This window comes from Candidatus Phyllobacterium onerii (assembly GCF_028331445.1).
GTDB classification, from domain to species: domain Bacteria; phylum Pseudomonadota; class Alphaproteobacteria; order Rhizobiales; family Rhizobiaceae; genus Phyllobacterium; species Phyllobacterium onerii.
This window is the reverse complement of record NZ_JAQMHX010000013.1, coordinates 49,839-64,215: the sequence shown is the minus strand read 5'-3', so window position 1 is coordinate 64,215 and position 14,377 is coordinate 49,839. Positions and strand designations below refer to the sequence as shown.

The 14,377-nt window shown below is 53.4% G+C and carries 17 protein-coding genes and 1 pseudogene; 8 read left to right on the top strand and 10 right to left on the bottom strand.

Annotation, left to right across the window (positions count from 1 at the left end; all coding sequences use genetic code 11):
• Window positions 1-57 precede the first annotated feature (57 nt).
• The 3 genes from PHA01_RS23480 to PHA01_RS23470 all read right to left on the bottom strand — a co-directional run bounded on the left by PHA01_RS23480 (window position 58) and on the right by PHA01_RS23470 (window position 2,070).
• Window positions 58-483 (bottom strand): hypothetical protein, encoded by a 426-nt coding sequence (locus PHA01_RS23480; protein ID WP_271898729.1) that lies wholly within the window; start codon window positions 481-483, stop codon window positions 58-60.
• A 110-nt stretch (window positions 484-593) separates the two neighbouring features.
• A complete protein-coding gene (locus tag PHA01_RS23475; RefSeq protein WP_271898728.1) occupies window positions 594-1,289 on the bottom strand; it encodes a hypothetical protein in 696 nt (231 codons plus the stop codon).
• A gap of 316 nt (window positions 1,290-1,605) precedes the next feature.
• Window positions 1,606-2,070, bottom strand: a complete 465-nt coding sequence (locus PHA01_RS23470) for an Lrp/AsnC family transcriptional regulator (protein ID WP_224513542.1) — start codon at window positions 2,068-2,070, stop codon at window positions 1,606-1,608.
• A gap of 119 nt (window positions 2,071-2,189) precedes the next feature.
• Here PHA01_RS23470 and PHA01_RS23465 point away from each other — a divergent pair, with 119 nt between their 5' ends.
• The 3 genes from PHA01_RS23465 to PHA01_RS23455 all read left to right on the top strand — a co-directional run bounded on the left by PHA01_RS23465 (window position 2,190) and on the right by PHA01_RS23455 (window position 5,083).
• Window positions 2,190-2,786: a LysE family translocator gene (locus PHA01_RS23465; RefSeq protein WP_271898727.1), complete on the top strand. Its 597-nt coding sequence runs from the start codon at window positions 2,190-2,192 to the stop codon at window positions 2,784-2,786.
• A gap of 1,662 nt (window positions 2,787-4,448) precedes the next feature.
• Window positions 4,449-4,679 carry an AbrB/MazE/SpoVT family DNA-binding domain-containing protein gene (locus PHA01_RS23460; protein WP_271898726.1) on the top strand — a complete coding sequence of 77 codons (231 nt, stop codon included), beginning with the start codon at window positions 4,449-4,451 and terminating at the stop codon, window positions 4,677-4,679.
• Window positions 4,679-5,083: a type II toxin-antitoxin system VapC family toxin gene (locus tag PHA01_RS23455; RefSeq protein WP_271898725.1), complete on the top strand. Its 405-nt coding sequence runs from the start codon at window positions 4,679-4,681 to the stop codon at window positions 5,081-5,083. Before PHA01_RS23460 ends, PHA01_RS23455 begins: the two co-directional genes overlap by 1 nt.
• Before the next feature lie 105 nt (window positions 5,084-5,188).
• Here the strand turns inward: PHA01_RS23455 and PHA01_RS29495 are convergent.
• The 3 genes and pseudogenes from PHA01_RS29495 to PHA01_RS23435 all read right to left on the bottom strand — a co-directional run.
• Window positions 5,189-6,042, bottom strand: a pseudogene (locus PHA01_RS29495) (recombinase family protein); the annotation flags it as partial.
• 777 nt (window positions 6,043-6,819) lie between these two features.
• Window positions 6,820-7,002, bottom strand: a complete 183-nt coding sequence (locus PHA01_RS23440; RefSeq protein WP_271898722.1) for a DUF3606 domain-containing protein — start codon at window positions 7,000-7,002, stop codon at window positions 6,820-6,822.
• A gap of 218 nt (window positions 7,003-7,220) precedes the next feature.
• On the bottom strand, window positions 7,221-7,565 hold the full coding sequence (locus tag PHA01_RS23435; RefSeq protein WP_271898721.1) for a hypothetical protein: 345 nt from the start codon (window positions 7,563-7,565) through the stop codon (window positions 7,221-7,223).
• A gap of 282 nt (window positions 7,566-7,847) precedes the next feature.
• Between PHA01_RS23435 and PHA01_RS23430 the strand changes: the two genes are divergently transcribed.
• The 3 genes from PHA01_RS23430 to PHA01_RS23420 all read left to right on the top strand — a co-directional run bounded on the left by PHA01_RS23430 (window position 7,848) and on the right by PHA01_RS23420 (window position 10,278).
• Complete coding sequence (locus PHA01_RS23430) at window positions 7,848-8,297, top strand: hypothetical protein (protein ID WP_271898719.1); 450 nt, start codon at window positions 7,848-7,850, stop codon at window positions 8,295-8,297.
• Between the two features lie 301 nt (window positions 8,298-8,598).
• The gene (locus PHA01_RS23425; RefSeq protein ID WP_271898718.1) at window positions 8,599-8,760 is read left to right on the top strand and encodes a hypothetical protein; all 162 of its coding nucleotides are present in this window, start codon (window positions 8,599-8,601) and stop codon (window positions 8,758-8,760) included.
• A gap of 1,341 nt (window positions 8,761-10,101) precedes the next feature.
• The gene (locus PHA01_RS23420; RefSeq protein WP_271898782.1) at window positions 10,102-10,278 is read left to right on the top strand and encodes a hypothetical protein; all 177 of its coding nucleotides are present in this window, start codon (window positions 10,102-10,104) and stop codon (window positions 10,276-10,278) included.
• Here PHA01_RS23420 and PHA01_RS23415 read toward each other — a convergent pair.
• Window positions 10,248-10,376, bottom strand: a complete 129-nt coding sequence (locus PHA01_RS23415; protein ID WP_271898717.1) for a LysR family transcriptional regulator — start codon at window positions 10,374-10,376, stop codon at window positions 10,248-10,250. The two genes, PHA01_RS23420 and PHA01_RS23415, sit on opposite strands and share 31 nt — an antisense overlap.
• Window positions 10,377-10,458: 82 nt before the next feature.
• On the opposite strand from PHA01_RS23415, the gene PHA01_RS23410 reads away from it, so the two are divergent.
• Window positions 10,459-10,734 (top strand): hypothetical protein, encoded by a 276-nt coding sequence (locus PHA01_RS23410; RefSeq protein ID WP_271898716.1) that lies wholly within the window; start codon window positions 10,459-10,461, stop codon window positions 10,732-10,734.
• A 243-nt stretch (window positions 10,735-10,977) separates the two neighbouring features.
• Here the strand turns inward: PHA01_RS23410 and PHA01_RS23405 are convergent, their stop codons facing one another.
• Together PHA01_RS23405 and PHA01_RS23400 are read right to left on the bottom strand one after the other, a co-directional pair.
• Window positions 10,978-11,685 (bottom strand): Crp/Fnr family transcriptional regulator, encoded by a 708-nt coding sequence (locus PHA01_RS23405; protein WP_271898715.1) that lies wholly within the window; start codon window positions 11,683-11,685, stop codon window positions 10,978-10,980.
• A gap of 105 nt (window positions 11,686-11,790) precedes the next feature.
• Entirely contained in the window at window positions 11,791-12,510 is a 720-nt protein-coding gene (locus tag PHA01_RS23400; RefSeq protein ID WP_271898714.1) for a Crp/Fnr family transcriptional regulator, read from the bottom strand.
• A 167-nt stretch (window positions 12,511-12,677) separates the two neighbouring features.
• On the opposite strand from PHA01_RS23400, the gene PHA01_RS23395 reads away from it, so the two are divergent.
• Window positions 12,678-12,956 carry a hypothetical protein gene (locus PHA01_RS23395; protein WP_271898713.1) on the top strand — a complete coding sequence of 93 codons (279 nt, stop codon included), beginning with the start codon at window positions 12,678-12,680 and terminating at the stop codon, window positions 12,954-12,956.
• A gap of 914 nt (window positions 12,957-13,870) precedes the next feature.
• Here the strand turns inward: PHA01_RS23395 and PHA01_RS23390 are convergent.
• Window positions 13,871-14,143 carry a hypothetical protein gene (locus PHA01_RS23390; RefSeq protein ID WP_271898712.1) on the bottom strand — a complete coding sequence of 91 codons (273 nt, stop codon included), beginning with the start codon at window positions 14,141-14,143 and terminating at the stop codon, window positions 13,871-13,873.
• Window positions 14,144-14,377 lie beyond the last annotated feature (234 nt).

Below are 14,377 nucleotides of genomic sequence, written 5' to 3'. Positions count from 1 at the left end.
TCCTGATAACCTTGGAACGGTTTACATGGCCGGATGCAGAATGTCAGCCCATTGCATTCAAAGGCCGAGATGACCTTTCAGGCCGGGCACCGAATCTAGAAGCTGATCGACAAGTTTTGGGTCGGCGTATTCCTTGGCATGGGCCAGCACCGCAGCTCCAGCTTCCTGGATCTGTTCGACGGTCAGCCCGCTCTCTTTCAGTGCGGCGACACCATTGACCAGCGCGCCAACCTTTTCACCCGCCACACCCCCAAGCATGCTGGTCACGCTTGACAGAAAGCCACCCGACTGAGCCCCGCTTGCCATGACATCGAAGTTTTGGGCAAGTTCGGTAGCACCCGGGATCTTTGCGAATATTGTTGCTGCTTGTTCGGGAGCCTCGTGCTGGAGCACGGATAGTACCGTTCCTGCGGCCTTCTCCGCCGCTTGTGGATCGAGATTGGCTTGCGTTGCAATTGAATCGACGAGATCCTGAATAGGCATGGCTTTCTCCTGATGTTGATTGATGATGCCGATGAACAGTGACGGTTCTAGTGAAAACGCCCGGACTGGGTGCCCGGGCGGTTTTCTTACATCCCCAATTTCAATCAGGATTATTCGGACTTGAGGCGCGTGTTGCAGGCACTCCAGTATTGCGGCCAGGTCAGGCCGCGGGTTTTGTTGCTTGCCTTGGCCTGCTGCCACTGATCGCCGCATTCGCTGATGCGTGCGCGGAATGCGACCTGAGCGGGAGACAGAGGCTTGCCATCGGCGGAGGTCTGTGCCTTGGCCACCTGTGTCTTCGTTGTTTTGGTAGTGGCAGCCTTGGTGGGTGCGGGTTCGTCAGGAACGGTCGCATCAGAATTGTCCGATTTCAGGCTGTCGCTGCAGGCAGAAAGGAACTGCGGCCATTTCTGGCCATTGAGCGTGCCCGCCGTTTTGGCAGCCTGATACTGTGTGCTGCATTCCTTGGTGACCGCTTTTGCCGACATCCCGCCGCTGGTGGTTGAAGTCGCCGTTTGCGTCGTCTTGGCCGGTTTTGTGGCCGTATCCTTTGCCGTCTTTTTGGCTGGGGTCTTTTCGGCGGGCGCGGCTGCCGCTGCGCCATCGTCGGTCTTCAGCTTCGCGCTGCAAGCTGACAGGAAGTCCGGCCATTTCTGGCCTTTGAGCGTACCAGCCTCCTTGGCAGCTTGATATTGTGTGCTGCACGTCTTGGTAACGGATTGTGCCGATGCCGGGAGCGTGAGAAATGCCAGGCCAGCGCCGGCAATCACCGTCGCGGCGAATATGTTGAAACGAAACTGGTTCATCGTGATCTTCCTTGCGATAGTGTAGGCGTTTCCCCCGGGGACGCACCATGCGTTCCGGTTGGCAATGCCGCGATGCGTCCGTCCCTTGGATAAAATGTCGAGTTGAGGCATTCCTCCGAAGCCATCGCTTCGAAAGTTGTACCCGTGTGAAAATGTCCTGGGTTTAGCAATTCTGCAGGTGAATGACGCATCAGGTTAACCCGTGTCAGCGATCGACGGCATTGCCAAGATTAGAATGCCGCGTTCATCTTTTGATTGCAAGCACGGATATAACGCTACCGTAAGTATCAGGCTGCGCGGGTTGGATGCCGGAATATCATAGTGGCAGAGTGTAGGTCTGCTTCACGATCTGGCTTGGCACGTCGGTTTTGACATTCTGAATTCCATTTTTCCGCGTCAGGTGCGCAGCCTGGAAGCGGCGGTAGTCATCCAGATCGGCTACGACCACGCGCAGCAGGGCGTCACTCTCTCCGAGCATGATGTAGCACTCCATCACTTGGGGAAGTTGCTTCATGGCATCCATGAAATGATCTATGGTTTCGGCATCCTGTGCCGTCAACCAGACCCGCGCGAACATCGACAGACCGAGGCCGATCTTCGCTGCATTGAGAACCGCCACGTAGCGATCGATAATCCCGGCCTCCTCCAGGAGCTTGACCCGGCGCAAGCAGGGAGAGGGTGACAAGCCCACTTCTTTGGCAAGCTCCACATTCTGCAGCCGCCCATCGCGTTGCAGGGCACGCAGGATACGCCGATCTATGTCATCCAGTTTTATTGGCATGTGATGCTAACTTTTTGTCCCATGGAGATTCCAATGCCAAATCTAGGCCGTAGAATGGCATCTTCGCAACCAAATTGCGAAACCACTGCCCTATGATTCCATCCATGGAAACAGGAACGATGCTCTTTTTCGCCGCAACCGTGCTGCCCTTGATCTGCACGCCCGGCCCCGACATGCTCTTTGTGGCATCGCAAGCTTTGTCCAGCGGAGCATCCGCTGGCTTGCGTTCGACCGCAGGCATTTGCCTTGGTTATATGGTTCATTCCGCCCTCGCCGCCCTCGGGGTCGCTGCGATCATCGCCGCATCCCCTATGCTGTTCGAAGCGTTGCGTTGGCTGGGTGTCATGTATCTGATCTGTCTGGCTTTCCAGCTTGTCCGATCTGCGATGAAGGCAGGGCAGATCACCCTTTCGGTCGTCCCGGCCAGTGGCCAGCTTCATCGCGGATTTCTGACTGCGCTCCTCAATCCCAAAGGCATGTTGATCTATTTTGCGATCCTACCGCAATTCATGCAGCATGGCAGCGGCATAGCTCTGCGGCCGCTGATCCTGTCTGCGATCTTCATCGGCCTTTGTGGGATCGTCTACACGAGCTTGAGTCTCGTGATCGCCGCAGTTGGAAGAAATGGCGGCTTCTGCGATTGTCGCCGCAGATGGATTGAAGGGACTGCAGGCGCGTTGTTACTCATTGCCGCTGGTCGATTTGCGGCAAACTAGAAGTGGGGCGGGAGTATGTTGCTGTGCCATCGTTGTCTCCAACACAGGAAAAAGCTTGGAACCTAATGCATTGATAATTCGTCAACTTTATTTCGCAACGGAAGCCAATGTCGGAATACCTTCCATCTGATGGACTGCAGGATACGGGACTATAGTGTGTGGGAGATTGAAAGCGGGACGAGCGCGCAAGCAGCTGACCTGCAAACGACGATGTCACGAAAGGGCCGCGTCTGTCAACGTTTTCGGAAGTGCGGAGCCCCTGCCCTTCACGTTTAGCCGGACGTCAGAGAAAACTTCAGTCAATTCTATTACAAGAATGATCAGAAAGGAATGTAAATTCCGATAAATGATATCGAGTTTTGCTTGGTATGGAACAAGATGAGGCCGGCGCAAAACCGGATTGAGAAACGCTTCGGCAGGTCCATGACTCCACGAAAGTTCTCACCTGAGAACTTTCGTCGTGGCGCTTTCGTTTACCGATTGAGAAGCCAGTCCCCTAAAAGTTCTCAGCTGAGAACTCCATTGTCTTGGCCGCGTTGACGGCCGCGATCTATATCACGAGGGTTGTGATCACAGTTCTCAAGCGGGAGGGATGCAATCCCTCTGGTGCCCGTCCGCGGGATCTAACGTCGAAGGCGGATCGCGGCGAATTTTCCCTTGGTGCCAATTTTATGGAGCTGCTCAGAATGCCCGGGCAGGGCGAGAGCGTTGCCTGATAGTCGACAAAGGTGTGTGCAAGATCCTGACAACTGTCAGGGTTTTTAAGGGCGGAAAGAAAAGAGATGTCATCTGGGCGGTCTTTGAGGACGCTTTTTCGAACAACCTGCAACTGGGTGGGATCTGATCACTACGCCGACCCGGGGAAGGGTCTATCCAGGATTTTCCCCTCGGTCTATGAGGACGCGCTCGATGTCTTCGGTATCCTGCAGCGAACTTTGGAATCAATTCGGCTAGCGGATGCCTGGAGAGCTTTGACGGAAAAGGCGAGGGCAGCGAAGTTTTTCCTCGGGCCAATGCTGATGGCGGCGTTGAAGCAAGCGGCGCCCGCATCCGCAGTAGGTGGCCGTGACGCGATTGTGGGTCCAGTGCACTGGTTATCCGCCGGTTCCTGGCGGTTACAGCGGAGTCATGTGACCGAGGTTGGGTGGCGCATCGTCGGTCGAACAAAAAGCGAGTGCAGCCAGCAGGGCAAATCCCATGACCGGCGCGAGGAAAAAGAGGTGCTGTTTCCTCATCTATCTCCACCACTTGGGCACAATCCGAAGTGCATGCTTGCCGCCCAGAACATAACCCGAATGGCGCAAAGAGCGCCTGTATCTCAAACTGCTGGGTCCAGATTTGATTGCTTTTCGAACGCTGTCCGGCTTTGACCCCGGCCAACGCAGCCCTGGGTTTCGAGACAGCGTTTTCTGCCAAGCGATGTTATCCATGGCTCTGAACTCTGTTCGGGACAAACTGTGATGGCGCACTTGTGGCACGGCTTTGGAAATCAAATCCGCTTCAAGTTTCGGCTCAGTGCCTAGATAGGGTAAGACATGTACCGCAGCGGATTGAATGCTCGGAGTGCGTCTCGGGTGAGGTAGACTGTCGCTCGCAACGTTGGGGTTGAAACGCTTCGACAGAGGTAATACCTTGTGGGCAGAAATCATTACCGAGGATGAGATGACTACAACCGTTACGACGAAAGGGCAAGTGACCATTCCCAAGCCGGTGCGCGATTTCCTGGGAATAGTACCGGGCAGCAAGGTCGATTTTCACCGAGCGACCGATGGCAGCGTGGTTATCACGCGCGTCGATAGAAAGCCGCCCACAAGCCGCTTTGATAAGCTGCGCGGCCATGCCGGCGACGGGCTTGATACTGACGCGACCATGGCACTGACGCGCGGTGGATAGTGATTCTAGTCGACACGAATGTTCTGCTCGATCTAGTCACCGACGATCCCAATTTGTCCGACTGGTCGATCGCGCAGCTTGAGGCGGCATCCTGGCGCGGTCCATTACTGATCAATGATATGGTCTATGCCGAGCTCGCGGTTCGTTACGGTCGCATTGAAGAGCTTGAGGCGTTTGTTGTTGAAGCTGGCCTTGAAATTGCTCCCATACCGCGCGCTGCGCTGTTCCTGGCGGGAAAAGTCTTCACGCAATACCGTAAATTGGGAGGGTCGCGCACCGGCGTTCTGCCTGACTTCTTCATTGGCGCCCAAGCAGCCGTTAGCCAACTGATCCTGCTGACCCGCGATGTCGGTCGATATCGAACTTATTTTCCATCGCTAACGCTGATCACACCTGGTACTTGACGCAGTCACCTAGGCGAGACACGAATTCACTTTTGGTCTGACGGATGCAGCGGCCCTCCAATTTGTCGGGTCGTGAGGGCTGCGACGGCTATTGTGATACCAATGCCAGTTTCTTGACTCAGTCGAGCAGGTGTTTACCGACGAAGCTGCCCATGTTGATGATCCGCGCGGTGTGCGCTCATGCATGGCCTCAAGTTGGCTGGCAATATCACGGAACGTTAGATCCGGATTGGCGTTGGCAATCCCGGCGATCAGCGACATCAATCGGTCTTGCGGCGGCGCCGAGGGGAGGGGACAATCAATCCTGGATCAGCCAGTCCCTCGCACACCAGCCGTTGACCGAATGGCGCAGACGATCAACCGACCATGTCTGTCCTGTCTCCCGTTGATGCTCCGGGTCACGTCTTCCCAGGATGATCCGGACGCATGCGTTGCACGATTGGCAACCAGGATGACATGTTTGTGGTCAAATCTGCGAGATGGCTGCGTCGTCGTGCCCGCGACGCCTTGGCGAGCGCATCTGGCCGCGGTTCACGGAAGCCGGGGTTGCCTGGCAGTTTACCCCGCGCTTTGGCCTTGATCCCGGCGTTCGTGCGTTTCGGAATCAACGAGCGCTCCAATTGGGCGACGGCGCCCAGAACCTGTAAAGAAAAACCTGCCTTGTGGCGTCGACGATCGAAAGCGAGCGCCACCTGCTCCAAGTGCTCGATCACCTGCAGCCGATGCCTGACAGACCGTGCCAGACGATCGAGCAGCACATCGTCGGCTTTAATCGCGCAACAGCTTCGCCAGCAAAGGTCGGGCCCGGGACGCGCCGGAGCCCTGCTTCTCGAAAATTGTGTGACAACCAGCGGCTTTCAACTCGATAAGCTGCGCTTCATTTGGCTGCTCCTCAGTTGAAACACGGGATATCCAACGAGACGTGGGTTTGAGTTCGTTTCATCTTCGAGCGGGCTTATGCCGTTTTGTACAATATCGGAGGTTATGGATAAAGGGTCGTTTGAAAATGCCGATAATGGGTGAAACGGCGGCTCTACAGTCGAAGGAATGCCCGAAATATAAGGAAAATGGGCTTTTGGATGACCAGCCATCTGCACTACTCATCCCGTACCACCCGGCCAGCTCCACAGTGCCCGACTTGGGCTATCTGCAGTCCGATAAGAGGAAGCTAAGCCGTAGTTAAGTGCGGTATCGTGGAAAATGTTAACGTAAACAGTATGTTAAGATCTAGGAAGCACTCGTCGGAGAAAATTTCAAACGGGGGTAAGTGGACCTGTCTGGCTTCTGACAAACCGTTGCAATTTGAAGCGGTAAGCCAGAAGTCGGGCGCAGGTTTCTAGCATGGGTGAGAAGAGCTTAGACGAGCAGGAAGTCGGGAAGCCGAGCTGGAACAGAAATTAGACAGTGCCGAATTGTCCTTGGAGCCGGCGCGCCGGGCACTCGAAGCGCCAACACTGCGGATATGAATAATCTCTCATTTCGCATATTCCCTGGGTGTCGAAAGCGCTTGCCCCTCATACAACCAGGTTGGCAGCGCCTTTAAGATTTCAAGGCCCATCGTCTTAGCGTCTGTTTTAGAAATCCCCCTGGGATAGTACCGGATCTTTCATAATCGATTCCAACCCCATAGAGGCTAATCTCTGGTAGCTGCGAGAGCCACTGTCTGGTCCAGCGTAGATGCCTCTCTAGGATATTCTGGGTTAACCCACATAGAGGAATCATCCACGGGTGCTCCGTCACTTATCATAATAATGATCGAACCGGTGGTCTCCCGGTTTGCCATTGTACTTCGCTATCAGCTGCTCGGCATCGTCCCGGCCTAGTTTTAATGACGTCATAAGATGATCGACGTCATACTTCTCACCAGCTGCTACTGTTGCACGGTCCCTAGCGCCACGTTTTGATTTATCGTCAGCCATGAGTTCCTCCAATAACCTCGTGAGAGAACCTTTGAGCTGAAGCGTTTGTTCCAAACCTCGGCAACGAAGTCACCAGGTGCAGTCTCTCCGCCGATGACGGTGCGTTCCATGCGATGTTCATGGGCATATTATATAAAGAGTGTACGGCGAAAATCGAGTTTCAACGTTTGCCGTACTGTGCGGACGGTAGAGTGGAGCCGCATGATGAGTAATGGTGCTTAAGGAGCCCGAGGCAGATCGATGTAAATCTGTTTTATAGCATCCACGATATGTTCGTCGGCGTGCCGGGCGCAGTAAGCGTATGTGTCTGCAGCGGCTGTATCCACCGTGACCGAACGAAGGGTTCGTGTTGGTAAATTGCCTTCCAGCATTCCGCTGTTTGCTCCGGACAAGAATCCGGCTGCCCAAATAAACAGCTGCGTTTTGAAAGCCGTTGTGTCGATCAGCTTTATGGCATCTTGGCACGACATGGCACCGATCCCTGCTATCTGTCCTTGAGGCTCCTGGGCTGCTCCTGGCGATGATATGAATGCAAGCAGCACGACGGTTGCTAGTTTAAGCATGATTCCCCTAACGCGCTTAATATGAGCTATTGGAAGCTAAGCGCTGTTAACTTCCAATAGAGGTACACAACCCCAGCAATTGCAAGGGTTTCACAGCTCCAGGATAGTGCCGTCATTTTACCGCCCGTTATTGCAATCGAAAATTTGAATCGTTTGTTGATCCAAAAGGGCAATCTATCGGCCTGTCACGCCGGACGTTTACGCTAAGTGCATTCCTTGCAGTTGACGCATCGCGATTCATAAGAACAGATGCCCTAAACGTTGGTTTGCGAGTTAGATCGAATGAAAATTCCGTTAGCGGCGATGACCGCAGCAATGATACTGGTGAGTGTCGCGGAGAGCTCGGCGTTTTCGGATAACGCCGAGAAATTCCGGCCCTATATGGTGGGTCTTTCACGAGTAAGAGGATGTGCAGAGGGTCAATTCATTAAGTTCACATTCCCCACTGATGCGATGATGGATAATCTGTGGAAACGGCTTGATATTTCTAAGACGGATGCCGGCGTGGCAACTATGATCAAAGAAGACATTGAGGCGATAAATAGAGAAGCAGCGATCCCAGTGATACAGATGTTTGCCGGGGTAGATTTGAAAGAAGGGCCGTCACCTGCTGTCCGAGACCAGAATAGATTAAAAGTCAAGAATTTCTGCGAAGCGGCTCTATTTGATCTGAGAAAGATGGCGCCTGAATGGTTTGGTCCCTCGTTAACCCTCGAATATTCCCTCGAATAAACAGAGGAAATGAGGTCCAGCAGTCGATCACTGGGCGCTATGGTTACTTCCTTAACGTCACCTCCTGATAAATTGTAACTTCAGTCGCATGAAAGCGGTCGGTACATTGGGCCACGTTTCGTTCCACATTCTGCGCCACAAACCATAGGAACTGGCGGGAAAAAGGCAGCAAAAACAATAACCATCCTTACCCTTGGAAGCCACCCGTCAGTACCACACTGCGTTGGCCGACGAGCATTTTTCGGCCCTACAGGAACCAACGGCATACTTCCGAGTTCGCTGCTTTTTCGGAAGCTAATTTATGAGTGACGAAGAACAGAAAAAGCGTAGCAATAAAGCGAAGCAGCCGGTTTACGACGGCGAGCTTCGTAAGGAGCTGGTAACGCGCTACAAGACGGTACCCACGGACGTTCGCTTCAAAGAGTTGTTAGACCGCCTTGATAACGCAGAGCGCAAAAAATAGCATTACCATCTTTTGATGATATGGCCATCATGGAGATCGAACACTCCGTTCCAACCGCCCCGATTGATGAAACTGGTTTCGATCTCATGCCACCTGCCGATATAGTTACCGCAGGTGGAACATAATATTGGGGTGTCCGAGTGAAGGGTATCCGCAGATCCCTCGTGCGGCATTCAGAGCACTCCAAACGGCCATTCAACTGCGTCGCCATGGCAGCCTCCATGCTTAAAAATTGGATATCGGTTGCGAAATTTTGCGCAATCCTATGTCTTCCAGATGACAATCTGTAGGGTCAAACCGAGTTTCAACTTTTGCCGCTTTTACCGCACGTTATTGCAAACTGAATTTGAAACGTTTGTTTAAAAGGGCAATCTATCGGCCTGTCACACCGAAAGTTTAACAGTGTTATCGGTGATGCGTGGGGAGGTTAGTCGATCAACCATATAGCAAGACCAAATCCGATTAAGATCCCCCAGAATAAGCTAGCCCCTGTCGACATCCGGCGCTCGTCGCGCTTTCTCAGTTCGGTGATTTCCTTCCTGAACCACCGATGACACGAATTCGTCCCTCTCCATTTTCTCCCCTCTCTTTTTATTACTATAGGACGGTCGGCGGCTGCCGCCAAGCGAGTCGATGCTATGGCGGGCCCTTAAGATGCGGCGCTAGTCACGCAATTCTTTGGATACAATCTGTCCAATCTGTCGCAATACCACGCATGAAAGCGGTCGGCACATTGAGCCACATTTCGTTCCACATTTCGCGCCACATAGACCCGAGAAACGGCGAAAAAACACGGTAAAAACAGTAACCACACTTACCCTCGGAAGCCACCCGTCAGTACCATAGCATTGGCTGCTACGCCAATTTTAACCAACTTTCCTGCAGCGACGCGAAACATAAGCTCCGTGCCCGAGGCGGCTGAACGGCTCGTCCTATACTGGCCATCTTTCTTGCCGTCCTATGCTGCAAGAGAGGCCCAACCGGGGGCAGGACGCCTCTGAGAGCGGCCGGGCCTCAAGGGGTAGGTATGGGCAGGATGTTCAAACTGGTGAACATCGTCAAATCACGTTTCCCTAAGATGGCGCCCGGCAGTTGCTGCATCGATCAACTGCGCGTTGATGCGCGTACATGGGGACGACAAGGTGCGCTTCATTCGCAGCTGATTTAGCCCTCCGAAGTAGGTCCGGGCGCATCGTTCACCTATCGTGTTGGGCCACGAACTGCGCGGCCGCAACACCGCGCCTGACGGCCGCCATGAGGGCACGAACCGGTCAATCGCGCCACAATCGCCAAACGCCAGCTTCTCATAGATCAAACCGACCTGGCGATGTCGAGTACGAGATGGACCGTGACTGCCGGATGCTTGTTCTGGAACTCTATTACCATGCCATGAAAATGCTGCGCGCCAATGCAGGACGGGGCATGGACACGAAGGGCACCTTCGATCTCGCACATGTCCTAGCGAACGCCCTCCATCGCGTTCCCGATCAAAGCAAGCGCGTACGGCTCACCTCATAGAGTCTCAATCCCTGCGCAGTTGGCCGGACCGCGCGCGTCGTACGCTCCAGCAATCGTGCGTTGACGTGGCGTTCGAGATTGCGGAGATGCTTGGTCACCGCAGGCTGCGACAGGGCTACGCATTACCACCCGGCGAATCCCAAAAGGCGGCCGACATCGCTTCGGAAAGTAAAAGACATTATGACCGACGGTGGAAAAATCAATCAACTCCGTCGGATGGCTTTAGGGGCGCCGGGACCTACCGGTCTATTGAGTGGCTTGGGTTGCGACTGCTTGTTTTCTGCCTCTTCCAACCGAATCCAAAAGGTCCTGAAATCGTTTGTCATTCTCGAGGAGCTTGTGGCCACGCTTCATATTATCGTGAAAATCAACGTGGCTGCCTCCACGCTTGAACACCTCGGCGGGCGTTGTGGTTTGTCCCTTTTTGGTCATCCCTTCACCTTACCGAAGCAATAATCTGAGCCTGAAACACGCCTACCCGGGAATAGTTCCTCTGTCTGCAACCGGACCGATTGACATACGCCGTCCGTCAGAAAATAGTTGAAAATTCGTAAGGAGCGAGCGCCGCGCGCTCCAACCACAAGCTTTCCTTTCGCCGAAAGATTGGAACACGGTGCAGATCGCATCGAACTGAATCGTGGTGAAGTTATTCGGCCAGGGCAAGCTCGACTCAGCGCAGATTGCTACGGAAGCGGTTCATCAAGGGCTAGAGGTGAGCAGCTTCGAATACTCTTCTTCGGCCACCCCGTAGAAACCATTGGCCACAGAGATCAGTCCAGCGCGATCCAATACAGTGACCACTTGCCGCCGCAAGGCGACGAGCCCTGAAGACTGCAAGCCATTAAGTGTTTCTGTAACCCATGGCCGCCGCAACCCGAGCATGACGGCCAACAACTCATGGGTGATACCCAATTCGTTGTCGCGGGTTCGGTCCTGGGTCATGAGTAACCATCGCGCCAGTCTTGTTTGGGCGTCACCTCTCACATTTGCAAGTGCTGTTGACGCCGTCTGAATATTGAGGCTTTGGGTGAAGAGGAGGAGTTTCTCGAATAATCCCGAGCTTTGACGCGTGCAACTCAAAAGGTCAGAAACGGCAATCTGATTGCCTGAACCGGCCACTTGAACATACGTTGCGTGTGGGGTTGATTTCGCACCCAGAAGACACGCAATCCCAGTAACGCCCTCATAACCTATAAGGGCAATTTCTGTGTCGTTGCCATCCGGACTCTTGGCGACGATTGAAACAACGCCGCTTTCCGGAAAAACCATATTGGCGATAGGGATGTTCGGAACCTCAAGCTGCTGGCGGTAGGTTAATTCCATCGATTTTAGATAGGGAGCTAGGAGTGCAAAATCTTCCTCACTCAGAGACCTGAGCAAGGCGTTCTCAAATTTTGCTTGGAACACGGATTTCGGCTTTCTACCAACTCAACGTTGGCTTTTAGCAAGGCAAAACAGCCTTGGATCGTTAGAATAACAGATCATTGTCCGGTCACCTAATTGTGCCCAGCTTCAACGAGAAATCGCTATGCCCAATAGATTTTGATATTCGCGCTCGGCGACGCCGTAAAACCCGTTTGCCTCGGCCATCAGACCCGCGCGGTTGATCATTGTGACCTTACCCCGCGTAGAATGGATATGGCCTTCGCCTTCGAGTGAATGCAGGGTCTCCGTTACCCATGGACGGCGCATGCCCAGCATGACCGCCATAAATTCATGAGTGAGATATAATTCATGACCCGAGGTGCGGTCATGCACCATCAACAGCCACCGAGCCAGCCTTGTTCGGGCGTTGGCCTGACCGTTAATCAGAGCGGTCGTCGCCGCTTGAATGATCAGTGTCTGGATATAAAGAAGGAACACCCCTCGCAGGGTTGAGCTTTGTGCGATCGCTGCCAGCAATTTGTCGCGGGCAATCCGGTGGCCGGAACCGGCAAGCTGGATATAGACGGAAAGCGGCGAGCTGGCGCCACCAAGGACGAGTGTGGTCGCTGTCATACCGTCGACCCCGACCAGACCAACTTCAATGTCGCCGCCGTCCGGGCTTTTTGCTACAATGGACGCAATACCGTCCTCGATAAACAGTGCACTATCGATGGGTTTGTCCGGAGCTTCAATCTGATCGCGCAGCGAAAAGGCAACGTATTCGAGATCAGGAGCAAGCAGGTCAAAATCTGCTGATGACAAAGATTTAAGAAGTTTGTTTTGAACAGTGGATTGAACCAACGCCATAATGCTCCTTCCCGCAAGGAACAAAGTGACGAACCAGCGCTTTCAAAACCATAAATATCAGACTAGAAATCAAGAACAATGGTATGTCCTCTAGAGGACAATTCGCGAATGTAGGCCATTCGGAAAATGTCGGGTAAGAACGAAGCTGCTACGCCTGAAAGGTCAGGATGGATCAAAATGCCAAATATCGCAGACTCCTCGCGTCTGACTTTACACCCGTTAACGCAGTTCGCCTAAGGATAATTGAACAAGAGGGGCGCGTGCTGGCTGAAGTCGAGTGGCCAGAGAACAGCCTTACAAACAAAGGCGATTATTTTTATGCGACGCCCGTTCCCTTGACGCTTGAGCGCGCCTTGGACGTTAAAAACAATTACGGGTTTGCCGAAGTTGTTGTCATCATTGATAACCTTGAACTTTGGAATGATGCCTGGGGTACGATTGCTTGATTCAATCGAATGGAACTGTCCGGTACCGGACGGAGCATAGCGGGAAAATATTATAGGGAGTATAGAATAGGTGGGAGGAAGTTAGATGGCACCGAATCTTTTTCAAAAACTCACTTATTCAAGCGAGGATTGGCATATCATGGAACTAGCGTTGTATCAGGCGTCGGCAATTTTGCGACGACCAGCCAAAACGCACCATCATTCTGAGCGGCTTGCTAGAACAATAATGTCGCTGTTCGATAGGGGACTGCGCGATCCTTCCTTCATAGCTGTGGGCGCAGCCGATCGAGAAAATTCCCTTGCGGATATGCAGAGATTACGCGTTCTCCCTGCATTGACTATACAAGAATCAACCATTGACGCGCGCGCGCGGGACACTCTCCTTGGGGTGCCTCTTAAGCAAGCTTTCCACACCCGGCATTAGTTCAAAACTTCGCCGTAACTTCGTTGACGGTGCGTATACCAGGGTATCGTTAACCATGATCTGCTTCAGCTCCATCATGTGAACAAGACCGTTCCGCGCCGACTTTGGATTTACTGAGATTTTGGATTCCTCATTTGGGGAGCGGCAATGCTTATGGCAGGATCGGCAATCCTGTTCTAAGCAACCGGTCGGGTGTCGAGGGTCGTGATACTAGCCTGCCCGGTCGCGTCTGACGCAGACGTCTTGCCCTTCTTGTTCTAGCCGCGCCGAGCTAGACCTACACTTTTAACCTTCGAACGAAACCTGCGCCTCGAACGGAGCCGGATATCCCGCACCAGCGAGGCCCCGGGCACGGGAACATTCAGGCCTTGACTGCGGCAATGCGCCGGCTGTTTCAAAGCCTTTGTTGATCGCCTATATAGGAAGGTCGCGTTGCGTCTGGCACCAGTAGCCGACAAACCATTCACATCGGGAACAGACGAAACAGCAGCTACCGTTGCTCTTGTTTATTTCGCTCCATAATCAATGCGCCGATAGCATGGCAGATTTCTTCATGCTCCCATCCTGCCGCCTTGGCCTCATCATACAGGACGATGAAATCTGCCGTACCGAGAAGCTCATCAAAACGATTTTTTATAGCTGCGGCACATGAAGCACCATCCAGGCGGAGGCGGTCCTGATCCAGTTTAGACAAGGATTGGGCGCACAAGACGTCAAGTATGGTAACACCGGCAACAGCTACAAGACCCAGTGAAACGTTCAAGCTCCTGGGGTGCCTCCTAGAATATGCTCCAAGCAAAGTGGCTATGTCGAGGACATCACCGACAACGCGGCTCCAAAGGCCTTGTTTTCGATAAGGGGAAAGCGACAAGACTCCCGCGGCGATTTCCCGAAGCCCATACATCCGGGTTAGCGCCGTTTTGTCTTCCATTCCGAGTGCGCGAGACATCTTCCGGCCCAGAAAAACCTCCGACAGCCCTAATGCAATACTGAACCA

Bases quoted from the DNA above. Each gene is read 5' to 3' on its own strand.
- PHA01_RS23465 (WP_271898727.1), top strand. From the start codon at position 2,190: ATGCTCTTTTTCGCCGCAACCGTGCTGCCCTTGATCTGCACGCCCGGC.
- PHA01_RS23440 (WP_271898722.1), bottom strand. From the start codon at position 7,002: ATGGCTGACGATAAATCAAAACGTGGCGCTAGGGACCGTGCAACAGTA.
- PHA01_RS23410 (WP_271898716.1), top strand. From the start codon at position 10,459: ATGACCGACGGTGGAAAAATCAATCAACTCCGTCGGATGGCTTTAGGG.
- PHA01_RS23420 (WP_271898782.1), top strand. From the start codon at position 10,102: ATGGACCGTGACTGCCGGATGCTTGTTCTGGAACTCTATTACCATGCC.
- PHA01_RS23435 (WP_271898721.1), bottom strand. From the start codon at position 7,565: ATGCTTAAACTAGCAACCGTCGTGCTGCTTGCATTCATATCATCGCCA.
- PHA01_RS23430 (WP_271898719.1), top strand. From the start codon at position 7,848: ATGAAAATTCCGTTAGCGGCGATGACCGCAGCAATGATACTGGTGAGT.
- PHA01_RS23480 (WP_271898729.1), bottom strand. From the start codon at position 483: ATGCCTATTCAGGATCTCGTCGATTCAATTGCAACGCAAGCCAATCTC.
- PHA01_RS23400 (WP_271898714.1), bottom strand. From the start codon at position 12,510: ATGGCGTTGGTTCAATCCACTGTTCAAAACAAACTTCTTAAATCTTTG.
- PHA01_RS23395 (WP_271898713.1), top strand. From the start codon at position 12,678: ATGGATCAAAATGCCAAATATCGCAGACTCCTCGCGTCTGACTTTACA.
- PHA01_RS23425 (WP_271898718.1), top strand. From the start codon at position 8,599: ATGAGTGACGAAGAACAGAAAAAGCGTAGCAATAAAGCGAAGCAGCCG.
- PHA01_RS23470 (WP_224513542.1), bottom strand. From the start codon at position 2,070: ATGCCAATAAAACTGGATGACATAGATCGGCGTATCCTGCGTGCCCTG.
- PHA01_RS23475 (WP_271898728.1), bottom strand. From the start codon at position 1,289: ATGAACCAGTTTCGTTTCAACATATTCGCCGCGACGGTGATTGCCGGC.
- PHA01_RS23460 (WP_271898726.1), top strand. From the start codon at position 4,449: ATGACTACAACCGTTACGACGAAAGGGCAAGTGACCATTCCCAAGCCG.